Source organism: Lonsdalea populi, from assembly GCF_015999465.1.
GTDB lineage: Bacteria > Pseudomonadota > Gammaproteobacteria > Enterobacterales > Enterobacteriaceae > Lonsdalea > Lonsdalea populi.
Genome location: NZ_CP065534.1, coordinates 1,379,478 through 1,406,203, shown reverse-complemented (window position 1 = coordinate 1,406,203; position 26,726 = coordinate 1,379,478). Strand labels below are relative to the sequence as shown.

Here is a 26,726-nt window from a genome sequence, read left to right as displayed (position 1 = left end):
CATTTTCTTGTGTTTATAGAAACTCATTAATCAATAATTAGGCGGAATAATATTTTTCAGGAGTACACCCGTAGTTAAAAAACGGCCTCGATTATATCGGAATTAAAGTATGTCAATGTCATCTATCCAAACCATTCTCAGGAAACCCAGCCTGTGTTAAATAACGATCATTCCTCCAACTATTGCAGATTACCACTTAGTTCAACTCAACAAGTGGTATGGCTTGACCAAACGCTGAACCCAGACTCTTCTAATTATAATATCGGCATACAGCTCCGTATCGACGGGCATCTGGATGAAGCGCTTTTTAGTCAGGCTTTCGACATGCTCGTATCGCGTCATGATGCATTGCGTTTACAGCTTGTTCATACCGATAGCTTACCTTTTCAGGAACTGACTGATGCGATTTCAGAGCCTATAAACACGACTGATTTCTCACAATATGTTGATGCGGAAAGCCAGGCTCAGCAGCACATCCATACCCTATTTACGCGCCCGTTCGATGTGCGTGAAAAGCTATGGCGTTCCGAACTGATGCGAGTAAGCGGCGCACGTTGGTACTGGCAATTTTGCTGCCATCACCTGATCTCAGATGGTTGGAGCTTAAAAATACTTTTCAACGATCTGATAGATACTTATAACCGGTTGATTAACCGGGAGGAAATAAAAGGCGTCGCGCCTTCTTATCTTAAATTTGTTACTGAGGACCTGGCTTATCTCAGCACCGATAATTATCAGTCCGACCTGAAATTCTGGCTGGATAGCTATAACACTCTCCCCCCGGCGTTAATCCGCCGTTCAACCCCCGATAAAAAACACGTCTGCGGGGCAGCTTTTCGTCATTTTTGGCAATTGGAGCATGAATGTTTTCAAAAAATTGAACATATTGCGTCGGAACAAGGGCTATCTGTTCTTCACTTTATGTTTGCCGTTCTGGCTTTCTATTTTTCCCGCACTTCAAATACCGACGATATCGTCATTGGCATTCCGATCCACAACCGCAGAAACGCTAGACAAAAGAGTACTATAGGCATGTTTTCCTCGATCATCCCCGTCAGAGTGACCGTTTGCCCACAGGACTCTTTCCTCACCGTCATGCGTAAGGCGGCAACTGAGCTGCGCCGCTGCTATAAGCACCAGCGCTTTCCTCTGACGGAAATCAATCACCATACGCGCTTAAGACAGCAGACAGGGCGCTCTCATCTTTGTGATGTGTCATTGTCATTTGAGTGGTTTAAACCCAAAGTCAAGATGAGCGACGTCAACACCTCACTCCAGGCCTATCGCGCTACGCAACTTCCGCTGGCCATTTTTATCAATCAATATGATTTTGAAGACAAAAATCACCCAGTCACCGTTGAATTCAATTTCGACGTCAATTATCTGAGTCGTGAAGAGGTTGCGGCCATCCAGTCGCGTTTAGCCGTATTGATGGACGACGCCATCGCCTCGTTGGATATAACGGTTGAAAAGGCATCCATCCTGCCGGACGCCGAGCGCCGACAGCTGCTGGTGGAGTTCAACGCCACCGCCGCCGACTTCCCGCAGCAGGCCCTGATCCATCAGCTGTTCGAGGCGCAAGCCGCACGCACCCCCGACGCCGTCGCCGTGCTGTTCGAGGCGCGCTCGCTCACCTATGACGAACTCAACCGCCGCGCCAACCGGCTGGCGCATCATCTGATTGCGCTCGGCGTCCGGCCCGACGACCGCGTCGCCCTCTGCGTCGAGCGCAGTCTGGAGATGGTCGTCGCCCTGCTGGGCGTCCTTAAAGCCGGCGCCGCCTATGTGCCGCTGGACCCCGGCTACCCCGCCGAGCGCCTCGCCTACATGCTTGACGACGCCCAACCCGTCGCCCTGCTGACCCAGTCCGGTCTGACCGCCGTCCATACCGACGCCGTCCCCGTGGTCCTGCTCGATACCGGGGCATTCGACGCCGGCCGGGACAGAAACCCCGACCCGCAGGCGCTGGGCCTGAGCGCCGCCAATCTGGCCTACGTCATCTACACCTCCGGCTCCACCGGCCAGCCCAAAGGCGTGATGAACGCTCATCGCGGTCTCTGCAACCGTCTGGTCTGGATGCAGCGCGCCTATCGCCTCACCCCCGACGACCGCGTGCTGCAAAAAACGCCGTTCAGCTTCGACGTCTCCGTCTGGGAGTTCTTCTGGCCGCTGCTCTATGGCGCGCGTCTGGTGATGGCCCGTCCCGACGGCCACAAGGATACCGGCTATCTCGCTCGACTGATTGAGGACGCCGGCATCACCACCCTGCATTTTGTGCCCTCCATGCTGCAACAGTTCGTGCAGTGGGCCGATACCCCCTGCGATACGCTTAAACGCGTCATCTGTAGCGGCGAGGCCCTGCCGGCCGACCTGCAACAGCGTTTCTTTGCCCGCTTCAACGCCGAACTCCACAACCTGTATGGCCCCACCGAGGCCGCTATCGACGTCACCTGCTGGGCCTGCCGACGCGACGATATGCGCAGCTTCGTGCCCATCGGCCGCCCCATCGCCAACACCCAAATCTACATTCTGGACGCCCAGGGCCAGCCTGCGCCGCTCGGCGTGGCCGGGGAAATTCACATCGGCGGCGTCGGCGTGGCGCGCGGCTATCTCCACCGCCCCGAACTCACCGCCGAGCGCTTTATTCCCGACCCGTTCTCAACGACGCCCGACGCCCGCCTCTACCAGACCGGCGACCTCGGCCGCTGGCTGCCCGACGGCAGCATCGAGTATCTGGGACGCAACGACTTTCAGGTCAAGCTGCGCGGCTTTCGTATCGAACTCGGCGAAATCGAAGCCCGGCTGATGCAGTGTCCGGGTATCCGGGAGGCCGTGGTGATCGCCCGTGAAGACAGCCCCGGCGACACCCGGCTGGTGGCCTATCTCTGCCCGCAGGCCGACGCCAAACCGGACCCCGCCGACCTGCGCCGCCGGCTCAGCCAACATCTGGCCGAGTATATGGTGCCGGGCGCCTTCGTCACCCTTGACGCCTTGCCGCTCACCCCGAACGGCAAACTCGACCGCAGGGCCCTGCCCGCTCCCGACCAGACGGCGGTGGTCAGCCGCGGTTATGAAGCGCCGCAGGGCGAGTTGGAAGTCGCGCTGGCCGACATCTGGCAAGAGCTGCTGGGATTAACGCGCGTCGGCCGCCACGACCACTTCTTCGAGCTCGGCGGTCATTCGCTGATGGCGGTCGGCCTGATTGAACGGCTGCGCAACCGGGGCTGGACGCTGGACGTCCGGAGTATTTTCACCACCCCGGTGCTCCATGAGATGGCAGAGGCCATGCAAGACTCTCAGGATGAACCGGCGTTCGTCGTCCCGCCCAATCTCATCCCCGAAGGCTGTACCGTCATCACCCCGGAACAGCTGCCGCTGGTGGCCCTCACTCAGGGCGACATCGACGCCATCCTCGAAACCGTGCCCGGCGGCGGCGCCAACGTACAGGATATCTATCCGCTCTCGCCGCTACAGGAAGGGATACTGTTTCATCACCTGCTGCAGGCGCAGGGAGATACCTATTTATTAAGAAGTCTGGTGGCTTTTGAAACGCGTGAACGTCTTGATGCGTTTCTGGATGCGCTGCAGCAGGTTATCGATCGTCACGATATTCTGCGCACCGCCGTCTGCTGGCAGGGACTGAGCCAACCGGTACAGGTGGTTTGGCGCGATGCGCCGCTGCCGATCCACACCTTTGTTCCCGCCTCTCCGGACGATGTGGCGGGCCAGTTGCAGGCACATACCGATCCACGCTCGCACCGCCTTGATCTTAATCAGGCGCCGCTGTTCGCCGTCGATATCGCCCACGACCCGGCTCACAATGAATGGCTGCTGGCGCTGCGCTTCCACCATCTGGTCAGCGACCATATGACGCTGGCGCTGATTGTCAACGAGATCCGTCTGCTCGTGGAGGGGCGCTCCGACGCGCTGCCTGTCCCGTTGCCTTATCGTGACTTTATCGCCCAGATCCTGAATGTGCCGCTCTCGGAGCATGAAGCCTATTTCCGCGATCGGTTGGCTGAGGTTGATACCCCGACCGCTCCGTTCGGCCTGCTGGACGTACAGGGCGAGGGCGAAGATGTCCTTGAGGCCTCTCTGCCGCTGGATACCGCGCTGGCCGCGACGATCCGCACGCAGGCCCGCCGCCTGGGCGTCAGCCCGGGCGTCCTGTTCCACGCCGCCTGCGCGCTGGTGCTGGCGCACACCAGCGGCCGCGACGACGTGGTCTTCGGCTCGGTGCTGTCCGGCCGGTTGCAGGGCAACGCCGGGGCCGACCGGATCATGGGGATGTTTATCAACACGTTGCCGCTGCGCATCGTCCTCGCCGGGCAGAGCGCGCAGGACCTCGTGCAATCCGTCTCGCACGCGCTCACGGCCCTGCTGGCGCACGAGCAGGCGCCGCTGACGCTGGCCCAGCGCTGCAGCGGCGTGGCTCAACCCATGCCGCTGTTCAGCGCACTATTCAACTACCGCCATAGCCTGTCCGATCCCGACGCTGAACGCTGGGACGGCATCCGTATTCTGGCCTCGGAAGAGCGCACCAATTTCCCGCTGACCCTGTCGGTGGACGATCTCGGCGAGGCTTTCCGTTTGACGGCCAAAACCGTCGCCGGCGTCGACCCGATGCGCATGATTCGCTACATGCTCACCGCGATAAGTCACCTGATCGCGGCTTTGGAGAGCGCCGCTCAGCAGCCGGCGCTCAGCCTGCCGGTGCTGCCGGACGCCGAGCGCCGGCAACTGCTGGAGGCGTTCAACGCCACCGACGCCGACTTCCCGCAGCACGCCTTGATCCATCAACAGTTCGAAGCCCAGGCGGCGCGCACCCCCGACGCCCTCGCCGTGCTGTTCGAGGACGACGCGCTGACCTATGACCAACTTAACCGCCGCGCCAACCAGCTGGCGCATCATCTGATCTCGCTGGGCGTCCGGCCCGACGACCGCGTCGCCCTTTGCGTCGAACGCGGACTGGACATGATGGTCGGCCTGCTCGGCATTCTCAAAGCCGGCGCCGCCTATGTCCCGCTCGACCCCGCTTACCCCGCCGAACGTTTAGCCTATATGCTCGACGACGCCCAACCCGTCGCCCTGCTGACCCAGACCGCGCTGCGGGAAGCCTTCGACGATACCCGGCCCGTCCTGCTGCTGGATACCCCGGCGTCCGCCGTCTATCCGCAGAGCGACCCCGACGCCCGGGCGCTGGGGCTGAACTCACGCCATCTGGCCTATGTCATCTACACCTCCGGCTCCACCGGCAAACCCAAGGGCGTCATGGTCGCCCACCGGAACGTGCTCAACCTCGCCGGCGCCCTCAAGCCGCTGCTGGCGCTCGAACGGCCCGGCCGCATCGCCCTTAACGCCAGCATCGTGTTCGACGCCTCGGTCAAAAGCTGGCTGCAACTGCTGTCCGGACACACGCTGGTCATGGTCCCTGAAGCCCTTCGCGCCGATGCCCGGCGGCTGTGGCGCTATTTCTCCCGTCACGCCGTCGATGTATTCGACTGCACCCCCGTGCAGCTGCACGGGCTGCTCGACGCCGGTCTCGGCACCGACCCGGCCTATCAGCCCGCGGCGGTATTCATCGGCGGAGAGGCCATTTCGCCGCACGTCTGGTCCAGGCTGACCACGCTCGCCGCCACCCGCTTTATCAACGTTTACGGCCCCACCGAATGCACCGTGGATGCCGCCGCCTGCGTCATCGACGCCTCACAGCCGCTGCCGGTCATCGGGAAACCGCTCGCCAACACCCGGATTTATATTCTGGACGCGCAGGGCCAGCCGGCCCCGCTCGGGGTAACCGGAGAAATTCACATCGGCGGCGTCGGCGTGGCGCGCGGCTATCTGCACCGCCCCGAACTCACCGCCGAGCGCTTTATTCCCGATCCGTTCTCAACGACGCCCGACGCCCGCCTCTACCAGACCGGCGACCTCGGCCGCTGGCGGCCCGACGGCAGCATCGAGTATCTGGGACGCAACGACTTTCAGGTCAAGCTGCGCGGCTTTCGTATCGAACTCGGCGAAATCGAAGCCCGGCTGATGCAGTGTCCGGGTATCCGGGAGGCCGTGGTGATCGCCCGTGAAGACAGCCCCGGCGACACCCGGCTGGTGGCCTATCTCTGCCCGCAGGCCGACGCCAAACCGGACCCCGCCGACCTGCGCCGCCGGCTCAGCCAACATCTGGCCGAGTATATGGTGCCGGGCGCCTTCGTCACCCTTGACGCCTTGCCGCTCACCCCGAACGGCAAACTCGACCGCAGGGCCCTGCCCGCTCCCGACCAGACGGCGGTGGTCAGCCGCGGTTATGAAGCGCCGCAGGGCGAGTTGGAAGTCGCGCTGGCCGACATCTGGCAAGAGCTGCTGGGATTAACGCGCGTCGGCCGCCACGACCACTTCTTCGAGCTCGGCGGTCATTCGCTGATGGCGGTCGGCCTGATTGAACGGCTGCGCAACCGGGGCTGGACGCTGGACGTCCGGAGTATTTTCACCACCCCGGTGCTCCATGAGATGGCAGAGGCCATGCAAGACTCTCAGGATGAACCGGCGTTCGTCGTCCCGCCCAATCTCATCCCCGAAGGCTGTACCGTCATCACCCCGGAACAGCTGCCGCTGGTGGCCCTCACTCAGGGCGACATCGACGCCATCCTCGAAACCGTGCCCGGCGGCGGCGCCAACGTACAGGATATCTATCCGCTCTCGCCGCTACAGGAAGGGATACTGTTTCATCACCTGCTGCAGGCGCAGGGAGATACCTATTTATTAAGAAGTCTGGTGGCTTTTGAAACGCGTGAACGTCTTGATGCGTTTCTGGATGCGCTGCAGCAGGTTATCGATCGTCACGATATTCTGCGCACCGCCGTCTGCTGGCAGGGACTGAGCCAGCCGGTGCAGGTGGTCTGGCGTCGGGCGGTCCTGCCGGTCAACACCTTTGTTCCCGCCTCTCCGGACGATGTGGCGGGCCAGTTGCAGGCACATACCGATCCACGCTCGCACCGCCTTGATCTTAATCAGGCGCCGCTGTTCGCCGTCGATATCGCCCACGACCCGGCTCACAATGAATGGCTGCTGGCCCTGCGTTTCCACCATCTGGTCAGCGACCATATGACGCTGGCGCTGATTGTCAACGAGATCCGTCTGCTCGTGGAGGGGCGCTCCGACGCGCTGCCTGTCCCGTTGCCTTATCGTGACTTTATCGCCCAGATCCTGAATGTGCCGCTCTCGGAGCATGAAGCCTATTTCCGCGATCGGTTGGCCGATGTCGATACCCCGACCGCGCCGTTCGGCCTGCTGGACGTACAGGGCGAGGGCGAAGATGTCCTTGAGGCCTCTCTGCCGCTGGATACCGCGCTGGCCGCGACGATCCGCACACAGGCCCGCCGCCTGGGCGTCAGCCCGGGCGTCCTGTTCCACGCCGCCTGCGCGCTGGTGCTGGCGCACACCAGCGGCCGCGACGACGTGGTCTTCGGCTCGGTGCTGTCCGGCCGGTTGCAGGGCAACGCCGGGGCCGACCAGATGATGGGGATGTTTATCAACACGTTGCCGCTGCGCATCGTCCTCGCCGGGCAGAGCGCGCAGGACCTCGTGCAATCCGTCTCGCACGCGCTCACGGCCCTGCTGGCGCACGAGCAGGCGCCGCTGACGCTGGCCCAGCGCTGCAGCGGCGTGGCTCAACCCATGCCGCTGTTCAGCGCACTATTCAACTACCGCCATAGCCTGTCCGATCCCGACGCTGAACGCTGGGACGACATCCGTATTCTGGCCTCGGAAGAGCGCACCAATTTCCCGCTGACCCTGTCGGTGGACGATCTCGGCGAGGCTTTCCGTTTGACGGCCAAAACCGTCGCCGGCGTCGACCCGATGCGCATGATTCGCTACATGCTCACCGCGATAAGTCACCTGATCGCGGCTTTGGAGAGCGCCGCTCAGCAGCCGGCGCTCAGCCTGCCGGTGCTGCCGGACGCCGAGCGCCGGCAACTGCTGGAGGCGTTCAACGCCACCGACGCCGACTTCCCGCAGCACGCCTTGATCCATCAACAGTTCGAAGCCCAGGCGGCGCGCACCCCCGACGCCCTCGCCGTGCTGTTCGAGGACGACGCGCTCACCTATGACCAACTTAATCGCCGCGCCAACCAGCTGGCGCATCATCTGATCTCCCTCGGCGTCCGGCCCGACGACCGCGTCGCCCTTTGCGTCGAACGCGGACTGGACATGATGGTCGGCCTGCTCGGCATTCTCAAAGCCGGCGCCGCCTATGTCCCGCTCGACCCCGCTTACCCCGCCGAACGTTTAGCCTATATGCTCGACGACGCCCAACCCGTCGCCCTGCTGACCCAGACCGCGCTGCGGGAAGCCTTCGACGATACCCGGCCCGTCCTGCTGCTGGATACCCCGGCGTCCGCCGTCTATCCGCAGAGCGACCCCGACGCCCGGGCGCTGGGGCTGAACTCACGCCATCTGGCCTATGTCATCTACACCTCCGGCTCCACCGGCAAACCCAAGGGCGTCATGGTCGCCCACCGGAACGTGCTCAACCTCGCCGGCGCCCTCAAGCCGCTGCTGGCGCTCGAACGGCCCGGCCGCATCGCCCTTAACGCCAGCATCGTGTTCGACGCCTCGGTCAAAAGCTGGCTGCAACTGCTGTCCGGACACACGCTGGTCATGGTCCCTGAAGCCCTTCGCGCCGATGCCCGGCGGCTGTGGCGCTATTTCTCCCGTCACGCCGTCGATGTATTCGACTGCACCCCCGTGCAGCTGCACGGGCTGCTCGACGCCGGTCTCGGCACCGACCCGGCCTATCAGCCCGCGGCGGTATTCATCGGCGGAGAGGCCATTTCGCCGCACGTCTGGTCCAGGCTGACCACGCTCGCCGCCACCCGCTTTATCAACGTTTACGGCCCCACCGAATGCACCGTGGATGCCGCCGCCTGCGTCATCGACGCCTCACAGCCGCTGCCGGTCATCGGGAAACCGCTCGCCAACACCCGGATCTATATTCTGGACGCGCAGGGCCAGCCCGCCCCGCTCGGGGTGGCCGGAGAAATTCACATCGGCGGTGACGGCGTGGCGCGCGGCTATCTGCACCGCCCCGAACTGACCGCCGAGCGCTTTATCCCCGATCCGTTCTCAACGACGCCCGACGCCCGCCTCTACAAGACCGGCGACCTTGGCCGCTGGCGGCCCGACGGCAGCATCGAGTATCTGGGACGTAACGACTTTCAGGTCAAAGTGCGCGGCTTTCGTATCGAACCCGGCGAAATCGAAGCCCGGCTGATGCAGTGCCCCGGCGTACGGGAAGCGGTGGTGATCGCCCGCGAAGACCATCCCGGCGATACCCGACTGGTGGCCTATCTCCAGGCCCTGCCCGGCGCTGAATTGCTCCCCGCCGATCTGCGCCGCCGGCTCAGCGAATCGCTGGCCGAGTACATGGTGCCGGGCGCCTTCGTCACTCTCGACGCCTTGCCGCTGACGCCGAACGGCAAGCTCGACCGCAGGGCGCTGCCCGCCCCCGACCAGACGGCGGTGATCAGCCGCGATTATGAAGCCCCGCAGGGCGAGGTGGAAACCGCACTGGCCGAGATCTGGCAAGAGCTGCTGGGATTAGCGCGCGTCGGCCGTCACGACCACTTCTTCGAGCTCGGCGGTCATTCGCTGATGGCCGTACAATGCACGACACGCGTGCGCCAGCGTCTGGCACTGGATATGACCATTCAGCAGCTTTTCGCTCATCCGGCGCTGGCCGAACTGGCTCAGACGCTGACAGGCACCGCGCCGACCGCGCAGACGACCATTCCCGCCGCCGACCGCCGTCGTCCACTCCCTATTTCATTTGCGCAACAGCGGCTGTGGTTCCTCACACAGCTCAATCCCGCCGCCAGCCGGGCCTACCATATCCCGATGATACTCCGGATCGTCGGGCCGCTAGATCATCAGGCGCTGACGTCCGCGCTTGATGGCCTTGCGGCGCGTCACGAAAACCTGCGGACTCACTTTACGCTGGTCGACGGCCGGCCATACCAGCAGTTCGCGCCGATCGACCGCGGTATTACGCTTTCCTATTTGGATCTGCGCTCTTCGGACAAGGCGATAGGTTCAGACCGCATCGCGGAAATCGTACAACGGGAAACGCAAAAGCCTTTTGATTTCACTCAGGGGCCGTTAATCCGCGGGCGGCTGCTGCAACTGGCCGATGAGGAGCATGTGCTGTCGCTGACTCAGCACCACATTATCTCGGACGGCTGGTCCGTCGGTATTCTGCTTCACGAACTGGTCGCGCTTTATCAGGCCACCCGCAAGGGAGAAAAAGCACACTTACCGCCGCTGCCTATTCAATATGCCGACTATGCCGTCTGGCAGCGCAATCAGCTGCAGGGCGAGGCGCTTGAAGAACTGCGCCGCTTCTGGCAAAACCAGCTTCAGGGCGCGCCGTCGCTGCTGGAGCTCCCTACGGACAAACCTCGTCCCTCGGTACAGCGCTATGCCGGCGATGTCGTCCCTTTCCATCTTGATACTGCGGCGCTCGCCGCACTCAAGGCGCTGGGTAAACAGCAGGGAACCACCCTGTTTATGACGCTGCTCGCCGCCTGGACGCTGGTCCTCTCCCGTCTCAGCGGCCAGGACGATATCGTTATCGGCACCCCGGTCGCCAACCGACAGCAGCGCGAAACGGAAGGACTGATTGGTTTCTTCGTCAATACGCTGGCGCTGCGCGTCGAGCCTGGGCGCTGCCATACGCTGAATGAACTGCTTGCCCAGGTACGGGAACGAACCGTCGCGGCCTATGCCCATCAAACATTCCCTTTCGAGCAGGTGGTGGAAACGCTGCACCCCGCGCGCAGCCTGAGCTATAGCCCGATTTTCCAGGTGATGCTGGCGTTGAACAACACGCCGGCACAGGAACCGACGATCCCCGGGCTGGCGCTCTCTCTGGTTGAACCCACGCTGAATACCACCCAATTTGACCTGACGCTGTCGCTCACTGAAACCGAGACGGGTTTGGCGGGCGGACTGGTCTATGCGACCGACCTGTTCGAACGACAAACCATCGTTCGTCTGGCCGGCTACGTGAAAAACGTGCTGACCGCGATGGCCGCCGACGCGACGCAACCGCTTGCCGCGCTGCCGATGCTGCCGGACGCCGAGCGTCGGCAACTGCTGGAGGCGTTCAACGCCACCGACGCCGACTTCCCGCAGCATTTACTGGTTCATGAACTGTTCGAAGCGCAGGCTGAGCAAAGCCCCGACGCCGTCGCCGTCGTCTTCGGCGAACGGACGCTGAGTTACGCTGAACTCAACCGCCGCGCCAATCAGTTGGCGCATCACCTGATGGCGCTCGGCGTCCGGCCCGACGACCGCGTCGCCCTCTGCGTCGAGCGCGGACTGGACATGATGGTCGGCCTGCTCGGCATTCTCAAGGCCGGCGCCGCCTATATCCCCCTCGACCCAACCTACCCCATCGAGCGACTGCGCTACATGCTGGAGGATGGCAAACCGGTCACGCTACTCACTCAGCACGCCCTGCTCGACCGGTTGGACAGCCGCCTGCCTACCGTGCTCCTCGACGACCCGCGCACCGCCGGTCAGGATTCGCCGGACGGCAATCCCGACGCCCGGGCGCTGGGGCTGACGCCGCGCCATCTGGCCTACGTCATCTACACCTCCGGCTCCACCGGCAAGCCCAAGGGCGTCATGATTGAACACGTCAATCTGGTCAACTTCCTGTGGTCGATGCGCCGGGAGCCGGGGATGGCGCAAGAAGATGTCTTACTCGGCGTGACCTCGCTCTGCTTCGACATCTCCATTCTGGAGCTCTTCCTGCCGTTATTATCCGGCGCTCAGCTGGTTCTGGCGACGCAGAGTCAGGCGGCCGATGCGCAGCAGCTTGCCGCATTGATTGTCCGCCATCAGGTTTCCTTTATGCAGGCCACGCCTGCAACCTGGCGGATGTTGCTGCAACTGCCCGATTTTTCTCTGCCCGTCGGCTTCAAGGCCCTGTGCGGCGGAGAGGCGCTGTCTGAGAAGCTGGCCACGCAGATGCTCCAGCGGGTCGATACGCTGTGGAATATGTACGGCCCGACGGAAACGACGATCTGGTCCGCGCTAAACGGTCTGACCCGGCCGCTCCCCTATATCGGTCACCCGATCGCCAACACCCGGATCTATATTCTGGACGCGCAGGGGCAACCGGCGCCGCTCGGCGTGGCCGGGGAAATTCATATCGGCGGCGCCGGCGTGGCGCGCGGCTATCTGCACCGCCCCGAACTCACCGCCGAGCGCTTTATTCCCGATCCGTTCTCAACGACGCCCGACGCCCGCCTCTACCAGACCGGCGACCTCGGCCGCTGGCGGCCCGACGGCAGCATCGAGTATCTGGGACGCAACGACTTTCAGGTCAAGCTGCGCGGCTTTCGTATCGAACTCGGCGAAATCGAAGCCCGGCTGATGCAGTGTCCGGGTATCCGGGAGGCCGTGGTGATCGCCCGTGAAGACAGCCCCGGCGACACCCGGCTGGTGGCCTATCTCTGCCCGCAGGCCGACGCCAAACCGGACCCCGCCGACCTGCGCCGCCGGCTCAGCCAACATCTGGCCGAGTATATGGTGCCGGGCGCCTTCGTCACTCTCGACGCCTTGCCGCTCACCCCGAACGGCAAACTCGACCGCAGGGCCCTGCCCGCTCCCGACCAGACGGCGGTGGTCAGCCGCGGTTATGAAGCGCCGCAGGGCGAGTTGGAAGTCGCGCTGGCCGAGATCTGGCAAGAGCTGCTGGGATTAACGCGCGTCGGCCGCCACGACCACTTCTTCGAGCTCGGCGGTCATTCGCTGATGGCGGTCGGCCTGATTGAACGGCTGCGCAACCGGGGCTGGACGCTGGACGTCCGGAGTATTTTCACCACCCCGGTGCTCCATGAGATGGCAGAGGCCATGCAAGACTCTCAGGATGAACCGGCGTTCGTCGTCCCGCCCAATCTCATCCCCGAAGGCTGTACCGTCATCACCCCGGAACAGCTGCCGCTGGTGGCCCTCACTCAGGGCGACATCGACGCCATCCTCGAAACCGTGCCCGGCGGCGCGGCCAACGTGCAGGATATCTATCCGCTTGCGCCGTTGCAGGAGGGGATTCTGTTCCACCATCAGTTGCAGACGCAGGGGGATACCTATCTGTTGAAGAGCCTGGTCGCTTTTGACCGGCGTGAACGTCTTGATGCGTTTCTGGATGCGCTGCAACAGGTTATCGATCGTCACGATATTCTGCGTACCGCCGTCTGCTGGCAGGGACTGAGCCAGCCGGTGCAGGTGGTCTGGCGTCGGGCGGTCCTGCCGGTCAACACCTTTGTTCCCGCCTCTCCGGACGATGTGGCGGGCCAGTTGCAGGCACATACCGATCCACGCTCGCACCGCCTTGATCTTAATCAGGCGCCGCTGTTCGCCGTCGATATCGCCCACGACCCGGCTCACAATGAATGGCTGCTGGCCCTGCGTTTCCACCATCTGGTCAGCGACCATACGACGCTGGCGCTGATTGTCAACGAGATCCGTCTGCTCGTGGAGGGGCGCTCCGACGCGCTGCCTGTCCCGTTGCCTTATCGTGACTTTATCGCCCAGATCCTGAATGTGCCGCTCTCGGAGCATGAAGCCTATTTCCGCGATCGGTTGGCCGATGTCGATACCCCGACCGCGCCGTTCGGCCTGCTGGACGTACAGGGCGAGGGCGAAGATGTCCTTGAGGCCTCTCTGCCGCTGGATACCGCGCTGGCCGCGACGATCCGCACACAGGCCCGCCGCCTGGGCGTCAGCCCGGGCGTCCTGTTCCACGCCGCCTGCGCGCTGGTGCTGGCGCACACCAGCGGCCGCGACGACGTGGTCTTCGGCTCGGTGCTGTCCGGCCGGTTGCAGGGCAACGCCGGGGCCGACCAGATGATGGGGATGTTTATCAACACGTTGCCGCTGCGCATCGTCCTCGCCGGGCAGAGCGCGCAGGACCTCGTGCAATCCGTCTCGCACGCGCTCACGGCCCTGCTGGCGCACGAGCAGGCGCCGCTGACGCTGGCCCAGCGCTGCAGCGGCGTGGCTCAACCCATGCCGCTGTTCAGCGCACTATTCAACTACCGCCATAGCCTGTCCGATCCCGACGCTGAACGCTGGGACGACATCCGTATTCTGGCCTCGGAAGAGCGCACCAATTTCCCGCTGACCCTGTCGGTGGACGATCTCGGCGAGGCTTTCCGTTTGACGGCCAAAACCGTCGCCGGCGTCGACCCGATGCGCATGATTCGCTACATGCTCACCGCGATAAGTCACCTGCTCGCGGCTTTGGAGAGCGCCGCTCAGCAGCCGGCGCTCAGCCTGCCGGTGCTGCCGGACGCCGAGCGCCGGCAACTGCTGGAGGCGTTCAACGCCACCGACGCCGACTTCCCGCAGCACGCCTTGATCCATCAACAGTTCGAAGCCCAGGCGGCGCGCACCCCCGACGCCCTCGCCGTGCTGTTCGAGGACGACGCGCTCACCTATGACCAACTTAATCGCCGCGCCAACCAGCTGGCGCATCATCTGATCTCCCTCGGCGTCCGGCCCGACGACCGCGTCGCCCTTTGCGTCGAACGCGGACTGGACATGATGGTCGGCCTGCTCGGCATTCTCAAAGCCGGCGCCGCCTATGTCCCGCTCGACCCCGCTTACCCCGCCGAACGTTTAGCCTATATGCTCGACGACGCCCAACCCGTCGCCCTGCTGACCCAGACCGCGCTGCGGGAAGCCTTCGACGATACCCGGCCCGTCCTGCTGCTGGATACCCCGGCGTCCGCCGTCTATCCGCAGAGCGACCCCGACGCCCGGGCGCTGGGGCTGAACTCACGCCATCTGGCCTATGTCATCTACACCTCCGGCTCCACCGGCAAACCCAAGGGCGTCATGGTCGCCCACCGGAACGTGCTCAACCTCGCCGGCGCCCTCAAGCCGCTGCTGGCGCTCGAACGGCCCGGCCGCATCGCCCTTAACGCCAGCATCGTGTTCGACGCCTCGGTCAAAAGCTGGCTGCAACTGCTGTCCGGACACACGCTGGTCATGGTCCCTGAAGCCCTTCGCGCCGATGCCCGGCGGCTGTGGCGCTATTTCTCCCGTCACGCCGTCGATGTATTCGACTGCACCCCCGTGCAGCTGCACGGGCTACTCGACGCCGGTCTCGGCACCGACCCGGCCTATCAGCCCGCGGCGGTATTCATCGGCGGAGAGGCCATTTCGCCGCACGTCTGGTCCAGGCTGACCACGCTCGCCGCCACCCGCTTTATCAACGTTTACGGCCCCACCGAATGCACCGTGGATGCCGCCGCCTGCGTCATCGACGCCTCACAGCCGCTGCCGGTCATCGGGAAACCGCTCGCCAACACCCGGATTTATATTCTGGACGCGCAGGGCCAGCCGGCCCCGCTCGGGGTAACCGGAGAAATTCACATCGGCGGCGTCGGCGTGGCGCGCGGCTATCTGCACCGCCCCGAACTCACCGCCGAGCGCTTTATTCCCGATCCGTTCTCAACGACGCCCGACGCCCGCCTCTACCAGACCGGCGACCTCGGCCGCTGGCGGCCCGACGGCAGCATCGAGTATCTGGGACGCAACGACTTTCAGGTCAAAGTGCGCGGCTTTCGTATCGAACCCGGCGAGATCGAAGCCCGGCTGATGCAGTGCCCCGGCGTACGGGAAGCGGTGGTGATCGCCCGCGAAGACCATCCCGGCGATACCCGGCTGGTGGCCTATCTCCAGGCCCTGCCCGGCGCTGAATTGCTCCCCGCCGACCTGCGTCGCCGGCTCAGCGAATCGCTGGCCGAGTACATGGTGCCGAACGCCTTCGTCACTCTCGACGCCTTGCCGCTGACGCCGAACGGCAAAATCGACCGCAAGGCCCTGCCCGCCCCCGACCTGACGGCGGTGGTCAGCCGCGATTATGAAGCCCCGCAGGGCGAGGTGGAAGTCGCGCTGGCCGAGATCTGGCAAGAGCTGCTGGGATTAGCGCGCGTCGGCCGCCACGATCACTTCTTCGAGCTCGGCGGTCATTCGCTGATGGCGGTCAGCCTGATTGAACGGCTGCGCAACCGGGGCTGGACGCTGGACGTCCGGAGTATTTTCACCACCCCGGTGCTCCATAAGATGGCAGAGGCCATGCAAGACTCTCAGGATGAACCGGCGTTCGTCGTCCCGCCCAACCTCATCCCCGAAGGCTGTACCGTCATCACCCCGGATCGGCTGCCGCTGGCGACGCTGACCCAGGCGGAGATCGATGCGATCGTGGATACCGTGCCCGGCGGCGCCGCCAACGTACAGGATATTTACCCGCTTGGACCGTTGCAGGAAGGGATACTGTTTCATCACCTGCTACAGGCGCAGGGGGATACCTATCTGTTAAGAAGTCTGGTGGCTTTTGATACGCGTGAACGTCTTGATGCGTTTCTGGATGCGCTGCAACAGGTCATCGACCGTCACGATATTCTGCGTACCGCCGTTTGCTGGCAGGGACTGAGCCAGCCGGTGCAGGTGGTCTGGCGTCGGGCCGCCCTGCCGATCCACACCTTTGTTCCCGCCTCGCCGGACGATGTGGCGGGCCAGTTGCAGGCACATACCGATCCACGCTCGCACCGCCTTGATCTCAATCAGGCGCCGCTGTTCGCCGCCGATATCGCTCACGACCCGGCTCACAATGAATGGCTGCTGGCGCTGCGTTTCCACCATCTGGTCAGCGACCATATGACGCTGGCGCTGATTGTCAACGAGATCCGTCTGCTGGTTCAAGGACGTAAAGCGGCGTTGCCGACACCGTTGCCATACCGCAACTTCGTCGCCCAGATCCTGAGCGTACCGGCCTCGGCGCATGAGTCCTATTTCCGCGATCGGTTGGCTGAGGTTGATACTCCTACGACGCCTTTTGGTTTATTTGATGTCCAAGGCGATAGCGAGGAGATCCGGGAATCCCGTTTGTCGCTGAATCTCACGCTGGCTACGGCGATCCGGACACAGGCCCGCCGTTTGGGCGTCAGCGCCGGCGTGCTGTTCCATGTGGCCTATGCGCTGGTGCTGGCGCACGCCAGCGGCCGCGACGATGTGGTCTTCGGCTCGGTGCTGTCCGGGCGTTTGCAGGGCGTCGCCGGGGCCGACCAGGTGATGGGGATGTTTATCAACACCCTGCCGGTGCGCATTTCCCTCAGCGGCCACAGCACGCAGGAGGTGGTGCAGGCCGTCTATCGCGATCTGACGACGCTGCTGGAACATGAACAGGCGCCGCTGGCGCTGGCCCAGCGCTGTAGCGGCATTACGCCGCCGGTGCCGCTGTTCAGCACGCTGCTCAACTATCGTCACAGCCAGTCAGGCCCGGCCGACGAAGGAGATATACGCACAATCGCCGCAGACGGGCGCACCAATTTCCCGCTGACTCTGTCGGTGAACGATCTGGGGCAAGGCTTCAGTCTGGTGGCCCAGACCGTCGCGTCCCTTGATCCTGGCCGGGTGGCTTGCTATCTGGAGACCGCCCTCTATGGTCTGGTCGAGGCGCTGGCCGTCGCTCCCCAACGTCCCGTCATGACGATATCGGTCTTGCCGGACGCCGAGCGTCGGCAACTGCTGGAGGCGTTCAACGCCACCGACGCCGATTTCCCGCAGCATTTACTGGTTCATGAACTGTTCGAAGCGCAGGCTGAGCGAAGCCCCGACGCCGTCGCCGTCGTCTTCGGCGAACGGACGCTGAGTTACGCTGAACTCAACCGCCGCGCCAATCAGCTGGCGCATCACCTGATGGCGCTCGGCGTCCGGCCCGACGACCGCGTCGCCCTCTGCGTCGAGCGCGGCCCGGAGATGGTCGTCGCCCTGCTGGCTATCCTCAAGGCCGGCGCCGCCTATATCCCCCTCGACCCAACCTACCCCACCGAGCGCCTGCGCTACATGCTGGAGGATGGCAAACCGGTCACGCTGCTCACTCAGCACGCCCTGCTCGACCGGTTGGACAGCCGCCTGCCTACCGTGCTCCTCGACGACCCGCGCACCGCCGGTCAGGATTCGCCGGACGGCAATCCCGACGCCCGGGCGCTGGGGCTGACGCCGCGCCATCTGGCCTACGTCATCTACACCTCCGGCTCCACCGGCAAGCCCAAGGGCGTCATGATTGAACACGTCAATCTGGTCAACTTCCTGTGGTCGATGCGCCGGGAGCCGGGGATGGCGCAAGAAGATGTCTTACTCGGCGTGACCTCGCTCTGCTTCGACATCTCCATTCTGGAGCTCTTCCTGCCGTTATTATCCGGCGCTCAGCTGGTTCTGGCGACGCAGAGTCAGGCGGCCGATGCGCAGCAGCTTGCCGCATTGATTGTCCGCCATCAGGTTTCCTTTATGCAGGCCACGCCTGCAACCTGGCGGATGTTGCTGCAACTGCCCGATTTTTCTCTGCCCGTCGGCTTCAAGGCCCTGTGCGGCGGAGAGGCGCTGTCTGAGAAGCTGGCCACGCAGATGCTCCAGCGGGTCGATACGCTGTGGAATATGTACGGCCCGACGGAAACGACGATCTGGTCCGCGCTAAACGGTCTGACCCGGCCGCTCCCCTATATCGGTCACCCGATCGCCAACACCCGGATCTATATTCTGGACGCGCAGGGGCAACCGGCGCCGCTCGGCGTGGCCGGGGAAATTCATATCGGCGGCGCCGGCGTGGCGCGCGGCTATCTCCACCGCCCCGAACTGACCGCCGAGCGCTTTATCCCCGACCCGTTCTCAACAACGCCCGATGCCCGGCTGTACCAGACCGGCGACCTCGGCCGCTGGCTGCCCGACGGCAGCATCGAGTATCTGGGGCGCAACGACTTTCAGGTCAAGGTGCGCGGTTTCCGCATCGAACCCGGCGAGATCGAAGCCCGGCTGATGCAGTGCCCCGGCGTACGGGAAGCCGTGGTGGTCGCCCGCGAAGACAGCCCCGGCGACACCCGGCTGGTGGCTTACCTCTGCCCGCAGGCAGATGCGACGCTGGATCCGATCTTTCTGCGTCAACAACTTAGCCAACAGTTGGCCGAGTATATGGTGCCGGGCGCCTTCGTCACCCTTGACGCCTTGCCGCTCACCCCGAACGGCAAGCTCGACCGCAAGGCCCTGCCCGCTCCCGATCGGTCGGCGGTGGTCAGCCGCGGTTATGAAGCCCCGCAGGGCGAGGTGGAAGTCGCACTGGCCGAGATCTGGCAAGATCTGCTGGGATTAGCGCGCGTCGGCCGCCACGATCACTTCTTCGAGCTCGGCGGTCATTCGCTGATGGCGGTCAGCCTGATTGAACGGCTGCGCAACCGGGGTTATCAGTTGGAAGTCCGCGGCATTTTCACCACCCCGGTGCTGCATGAGATGGCGACGACGATACAGGGCCATCAGGCTGAACCGGCGTTCATCGTCCCGCCCAATCTCATCCCCGAAGGCTGTACCGCCATCACCCCGGAACAGCTGCCGCTGGTGACCCTCTCTCAGGGCGACATCGACGCCATCACCGAAACCGTACCCGGCGGCGCGGCCAACGTGCAGGATATCTACCCGCCTTCCCCATTGCAGGAGGGGATTCTGTTCCATCATCTGCTACAGGCGCAGGGCGATACCTACCTGTTTAAGAGCCTGGTCGCTTTTGACCGGCGTGAACGTCTTGATGCGTTTCTGGATGCGCTGCAACAGGTTATCGATCGCCACGATATTCTGCGTACCGCCGTCTGCTGGCAGGGACTGAGCCAGCCGGTGCAGGTGGTCTGGCGTCGGGCGGTCCTGCCGGTCAACACCTTCGTACCGGCTTCGCTGGAGAATATCCCGGCTCAGCTGGAAGCGCATATCGATCCGCGCCGGCGCCGGCTCGACCTGAGCCGCGCGCCGCTGTTCGCCGTCGATATCGCCCACGATCCGCTTCATGGCGAATGGCTGCTGGCGCTGCGTTTCCACCATCTGGTCAGCGACCATACGACGCTGGCGCTTATCGTAAGTGAAATTCGCTTATTGTTGAAAAACCGCGCCGATGCGTTGCCGGTTCCCCTGCCGTACCGCAACTTTATCGCTCAGACACTGAGCGTCCCCGTTACGGAGCATGAAGCCTATTTCCGCGACCAATTGGCCGACGTCGATACCCCGACCGCGCCTTTCGGCCTGCTGGATGTGCAGGGCGAGGGTAAAAACATCACCGAAGCGCGTCTGTCGTTAGCGGACTCGCTCGTCGATGCCATCCGCCGTCAGGCTCGCCGTCTGGGCGTCAGCCCGAGCGTGCTGTTTCATATTGCTTACGCTCAGGTACTGGCGCACACCAGCGGCCGCGACGATGTGGTCTTCGGCTCGGTGCTGTCCGGCCGGTTGCAGGGCAACGCCGGGGCCGACCGGATCATGGGGATGTTTATCAATACCCTGCCGCTGCGCATCGTTCTCGCCGGGCAGAGCGCGCAGGACCTCGTGCAATCCGTCTCGCACGCGCTCACGGCCCTGCTGGCGCATGAGCAGGCGCCGCTGACCCTGGCACAGCGCTGCAGCGGCGTGACGCCGCCGATGCCGCTGTTCAGCGCGTTGCTCAACTATCGCCATAGCCAGTCTGATCCAGCCGATGAGGCCTGGAACGGCATGCGGAGCATCACATCCGAAGAACGGACCAACTACCCGCTCATGCTGTCGGTAGACGACCGGGGTGATGATTTTAGTCTGGTGGTTCAGGCTGTCACAGGTATCGACGCCGCCAGAGTCGCTGACTATGTGGTCACGGCAATCAGCGGATTGATCGCCGCGCTGGATACCCATCCACAGCGTCCCGTCATGACGATATCGGTACTGCCGGACGCCGAGCGTCGGCAACTGCTGGAGGCGTTCAACGCCACCGACGCCGACTTCCCGCAGAATTTACTGGTTCATGAACTGTTCGAAGCGCAGGTTGAGCGAAGCCCCGACGCCGTCGCCGTCGTCTTCGGCGAACGGACGCTGAGTTACGCTGAACTCAACCGCCGCGCCAATCAGCTGGCGCATCACCTGATGGCGCTCGGCGTCCGGCCCGACGACCGCGTCGCCCTCTGCGTCGAGCGCGGCCCGGAGATGGTCGTCGCCCTGCTGGCTATCCTCAAGGCCGGCGCCGCCTATATCCCCCTCGACCCAACCTACCCCACCGAGCGCCTGCGCTACATGCTGGAGGATGGCAAACCGGTCACGCTGCTCACTCAGCACGCCCTGCTCGACCGGTTGGACAGCCGCCTGCCTACCGTGCTCCTCGACGACCCGCGCACCGCCGGTCAGGATTCGCCGGACGGCAATCCCGACGCCCGGGCGCTGGGGCTGACGCCGCGCCATCTGGCCTACGTCATCTACACCTCCGGCTCCACCGGCAAGCCCAAGGGCGTCATGATTGAACACGTCAATCTGGTCAACTTCCTGTGGTCGATGCGCCGGGAGCCGGGGATGGCGCAAGAAGATGTCTTACTCGGCGTGACCTCGCTCTGCTTCGACATCTCCATTCTGGAGCTCTTCCTGCCGTTATTATCCGGCGCTCAGCTGGTTCTGGCGACGCAGAGTCAGGCGGCCGATGCGCAGCAGCTTGCCGCATTGATTGTCCGCCATCAGGTTTCCTTTATGCAGGCCACGCCTGCAACCTGGCGGATGTTGCTGCAACTGCCCGATTTTTCTCTGCCCGTCGGCTTCAAGGCCCTGTGCGGCGGAGAGGCGCTGTCTGAGAAGCTGGCCACGCAGATGCTCCAGCGGGTCGATACGCTGTGGAATATGTACGGCCCGACGGAAACGACGATCTGGTCCGCGCTAAACGGTCTGACCCGGCCGCTCCCCTATATCGGTCACCCGATCGCCAACACCCGGATCTATATTCTGGACGCGCAGGGGCAACCTGCGCCGCTGGGCGTGGCCGGGGAAATTCACATCGGCGGCGTCGGCGTGGCGCGCGGCTATCTGCACCGCCCCGAACTCACCGCCGAGCGCTTTATCCCCGACCCGTTCTCAACGACGCCCGATGCCCGGCTGTACCAGACCGGCGACCTCGGCCGCTGGCTGCCCGACGGCAGCATCGAGTATCTGGGACGCAACGACTTTCAGGTCAAGGTGCGCGGTTTCCGCATCGAACCCGGCGAGATCGAAGCCCGGCTGATGCAGTGCCCCGGCGTACGGGAAGCCGTGGTGGTCGCCCGCGAAGACAGCCCCGGGGACACCCGGCTGGTGGCTTACCTCTGCCCGCAGGCAGATGCGACGCTGGATCCGATCTTTCTGCGTCAACAACTTAGCCAACAGTTGGCCGAGTATATGGTGCCGGGCGCCTTCGTCACCCTTGACGCCTTGCCGCTCACCCCGAACGGCAAGCTCGACCGTAAAGCGCTGCCCGCTCCCGATCGGTCGGCGGTGGTCAGCCGCGGTTATGAAGCGCCGCAGGGCGAGTTGGAAGTCGCGCTGGCCGAGATCTGGCAGGATCTGCTGGGATTAGCGCGCGTCGGCCGCCACGACCACTTCTTCGAGCTCGGCGGTCATTCGCTGATGGCGGTGCAATTAATCACGCGTATTCGCGCCGAATTTTTCGTCGAGATGCCCGTCGTCTCAATTTTTCAATTCCCTGAGTTATCCGCATTGGCGGAGGTCATTCTCGCTACGCAAATCCGCTCGGCGTGGGACAGCGATACGGAATCAATCAAAAACGATCTCGATGCAATGTCCGTAGAAGAGTTAATGGCGATTTTAGATGGAGACACAGATTAATGAGTAACACCGACATCGACATTGAGGCGCTAAAACGCGCTGTTTTAGAGAAAAAGGTTAAAGAACAGCTACAAATGCGCGGGAGCCGACAACGCCCCGCGATCGCGAAGGCGGATCGCGATGCGCCGCTTCCTCTGTCCTTTGCTCAGCAAAGTCTGTGGTTCATCGGACAACTCGACGCGGCCGCCAGTCAGGCTTATCACCTTCCGGCGGCGCTGCGACTCATCGGTCAGCTCGATAAACCCGCGCTCACCGCCGCGCTGAATCGGCTGGTCGAGCGTCATGAAAGTCTCCGCACCCATTTTACGTTGATCGACGGACAGCCTTGCCAGCAGATCGCGCCGGACAGCACCCGCTTTTGCTTATCTGTGCTCGACCTGCGTTCACTGGACGCCGCTCGCGCACAGCGTGTGGCCGAGCTGACCGAACGCGAGGCGCGTGAGCCGTTCGATCTTATGCACGGCCCGCTCATTCGCGGCCGGTTGCTGCAACTCAGCGACGATGAACATATATTGCTGCTCACTCAGCACCATATTATTTCCGATGGCTGGTCCCTCGGCATCCTGGTGCGCGAACTCGCGGCGTTCTACCGTGCGATTCTCAGCGGCGATAGCGCGGATTTGCCCGCGCTGCCCATTCAATATGCTGATTATGCCGTCTGGCAGCGCGACTGGCTCAAAGAAGACAAACTCGCCGAACAACGCGATTTCTGGCGAAAACATCTGCACGCGGCGCCGGCGCTGCTGACGCTGCCCACCGATCGCCCCCGCCCTTCGGCGCAACGCTACGCGGGCGGCCAGGCGCCGTTCCACCTTACCGCCGACGAACTCAATGCACTCAAGACGCTCAGCCAGCGGCAGAACGCCACCCTGTTTATGACGCTGCTGGCCGGCTGGAGTCTCGTTCTCTCCCGCCTGAGCGGTCAGGATGATATCGTCGTCGGTACGCCGGTCGCCAACCGTACTCGCCGCGAGCTCGAAGGCGTCGTGGGTTTCTTCGTCAATACCTTGGCGTTACGTATCGAACCCGGTCGGTGCAAGACCGTCGCCGACCTGCTTGCTCAGGTGCGCGAACGGGCGCTGGCGGCCTATGCGCATCAGGATCTGCCTTTCGAGCAGGTGGTGGAGGCCGTGCAACCCGTTCGCAGCCTCGGCTACAACCCGATCTTTCAGGTTATGCTGTCGCTGAACAACACCCCGGCGCAAACCTTGACGCTGCCCGGCCTTGAACTTTCCGGCATTGAGCAACCGCAGCACAGCACGCATTTTGATCTGTCGTTGGCGCTCACCGAGACCGATAAGGGACTGGCGGGCAAGATCAACTATGCGACCGACCTGTTCGATCATGAAACCATCGTCCGCGTTATCGGCTACTTCAAAAATGTCCTGACGGCAATGACCGCCGGGATAACCCAACCGTTGATATCGCTGCCGGTGCTGCCGGACGCCGAGCGCCGGCGACTGCTGGTGGATTTCAACGCCACCGACGCCGACTTCCCGCAGCACGCCTTGATCCATCAACAGTTCGAAGCGCAGGCGGCGCACACCCCCGACGCCCTCGCCGTGCTGTTCGAGGACGACGCGCTGACCTATGACCAACTTAACCGCCGCGCCAACCAGCTGGCGCATCATCTGATCTCCCTCGGCGTCCGGCCCGACGACCGCGTCGCCCTTTGCGTCGAGCGCGGACTGGACATGATGGTCGGCCTGCTCGGCATTCTCAAAGCCGGCGCCGCCTATGTCCCGCTCGACCCCGCTTACCCCGCCGAACGCCTCGCCTATATGCAGGACGACGCCCAACCCGTCGCCCTGCTGACCCAGACCGCGCTGCGGGAAGCCTTCGACGATACCCGGCCCGTCCTGCTGCTGGATACCCCGGCCTCCGCCGTCTATCCGCAGAGCGACCCCGACGCCCGGGCGCTGGGGCTGAACTCACGCCATCTGGCCTATGTCATCTATACCTCCGGCTCCACCGGCAAACCCAAGGGCGTCATGGTCGCCCACCGGAACGTGCTCAACCTCGCCGGCGCCCTCAAGCCGCTGCTGGCGCTCGAACGGCCCGGCCGCATCGCCCTTAACGCCAGCATCGTGTTCGACGCCTCGGTCCAAAGCTGGTGTCAACTGCTGTCCGGACACACGCTGGTCATCGTGCCTGAAGCCCTTCGCGCCGATGCCCGGCGGCTGTGGCGCTATTTTTCCCGTCACGCCGTCGATGTGTTCGACTGCACCCCCGTGCAGCTGCACGGGCTGCTCGACGCCGGTCTCGGCACCGACCCGGCCTATCAGCCCGCGGCGGTATTCATCGGCGGAGAGGCCATTTCGCCGCACGTCTGGTCCAGGCTGACCACGCTCGCCGCCACCCGCTTTATCAACGTTTACGGCCCCACCGAATGCACCGTGGATGCCGCCGCCTGCGTCATCGACGCCTCACAGCCGCTGCCGGTCATCGGGAAACCGCTCGCCAACACCCGGATTTATATTCTGGACGCGCAGGGCCAGCCGGCCCCGCTCGGGGTAACCGGAGAAATTCACATCGGCGGCGTCGGCGTAGCGCGCGGCTATCTGCACCGCCCCGAACTCACCGCCGAGCGCTTTATTCCCGATCCGTTCTCAACGACGCCCGACGCCCGCCTCTACCAGACCGGCGACCTCGGCCGCTGGCGGCCCGACGGCAATATCGAGTATCTGGGGCGCAACGATTTTCAGGTCAAGCTGCGCGGCTTTCGTATCGAACCCGGCGAAATCGAAGCCCGGCTGATGCAGTGCCCCGGCGTAAGGGAAGCGGTGGTGGTCGCCCGCGAAGACCATCGCGGCGATACCCGGCTGGTGGCCTACCTCCAGGCCCAGCCCGGCGCTGAATTGCTGCCCGCCGATCTGCGCCGCCGGCTCAGCGAATCGCTGGCCGAGTACATGGTGCCGAGCGCCTTCGTCACCCTCGATACGTTCCCGCTGACGCCGAACGGCAAGCTCGACCGCAGGGCGCTGCCCGCCCCCGACCTGACGGCGGTGATCAGCCGCGATTATGAAGCCCCGCAGGGCGAAGTGGAAACCGCGCTGGCCGAGATCTGGCAGGATCTGCTGGGATTAGCGCGCGTCGGCCGCCATGACCACTTCTTCGAGCTCGGCGGTCATTCGCTGATGGCCGTTCAATTAATCAATCACCTGCGAGAGCAAGGTAGGGAAGCGACGCTCGCCGCGTTATTCTCTCATCCCACGCTGTGCGATCTGGCTATGGTGCTGACGAACGCGTCGTTTACCTCGCCCTCCCGCATCCCGGTCGCCGATCGAAACACGCCGCTTCCGCTCTCCTTCGCCCAGCAGAGACTGTGGTTTATCGGTCATCTCGACCCAGCGGCCAGTCAAGCCTATCATCTCCCCGCGGCGTTGCGGCTTGTCGGTCAGCTTGATAAATCGGCGCTCACCGCGGCTCTCGATAGTCTGGTCGCCCGCCACGAAAGCCTGCGGACTCACTTTACGCTGGTCGACGGACAGCCCTGCCAGCAGATTGCCCCCGATAGCATCGGCTTCAGCTTGTCCTGTCTCGATTTGCGTAAACTCGACGCCGCCGGCTGCCCCCAACGTGTGGCCGAACTCGCCGCGCAAGAGGCGCGCGAACCGTTCGATCTGACGCAAGGCCCGCTTATTCGCGGCCGGTTGCTGCAACTCGGCGACGATGAGCATGTATTGCTGCTCACGCAACACCACATCGTCTCTGATGGTTGGTCCCTCGGCATTCTGGTGCGCGAACTCGCGGCGCTCTACCGCGCCGCGATCCGGGGAGAAAACGCGCATTTGCCCCCGCTGCCCATCCAGTACGCCGACTATGCCGTCTGGCAGCGTAATTGGCTTAGGGGAGAGACGCTCGCCGACCTGCACGCGTTCTGGCATAACCAGCTTCAGGGCGCGCCGGCGCTGCTGAGGCTGCCCACTGACCGGCCACGTCCGTCGGTGCAACGCTACGTGGGCAGCGTGGTGCCGATACAGATCGACGGCACAGAATTAACCGCTCTCAGGACA

At 63.7% G+C, this 26,726-nt stretch carries 2 protein-coding genes (1 of these 2 only partly in view); both read left to right on the top strand.

Annotated elements, in window-relative coordinates; all coding sequences use genetic code 11:
- Positions 1–153 precede the first annotated feature (153 nt).
- The gene (locus I6N93_RS06085; RefSeq protein ID WP_331253707.1) at positions 154–22,710 is read left to right on the top strand and encodes a non-ribosomal peptide synthase/polyketide synthase; all 22,557 of its coding nucleotides are present in this window, start codon (positions 154–156) and stop codon (positions 22,708–22,710) included.
- A protein-coding gene (locus I6N93_RS06080) for a non-ribosomal peptide synthetase (protein ID WP_197669190.1) crosses the window boundary here: on the top strand, positions 22,710–26,726 show its 5' end (the start). It continues 13,755 nt past the right edge of the window; the window shows 4,017 of its 17,772 coding nt (coding positions 1–4,017); its start codon is at positions 22,710–22,712; its stop codon lies off the right edge, out of view. The genes I6N93_RS06085 and I6N93_RS06080 overlap by 1 nt, the downstream gene beginning before the upstream one ends.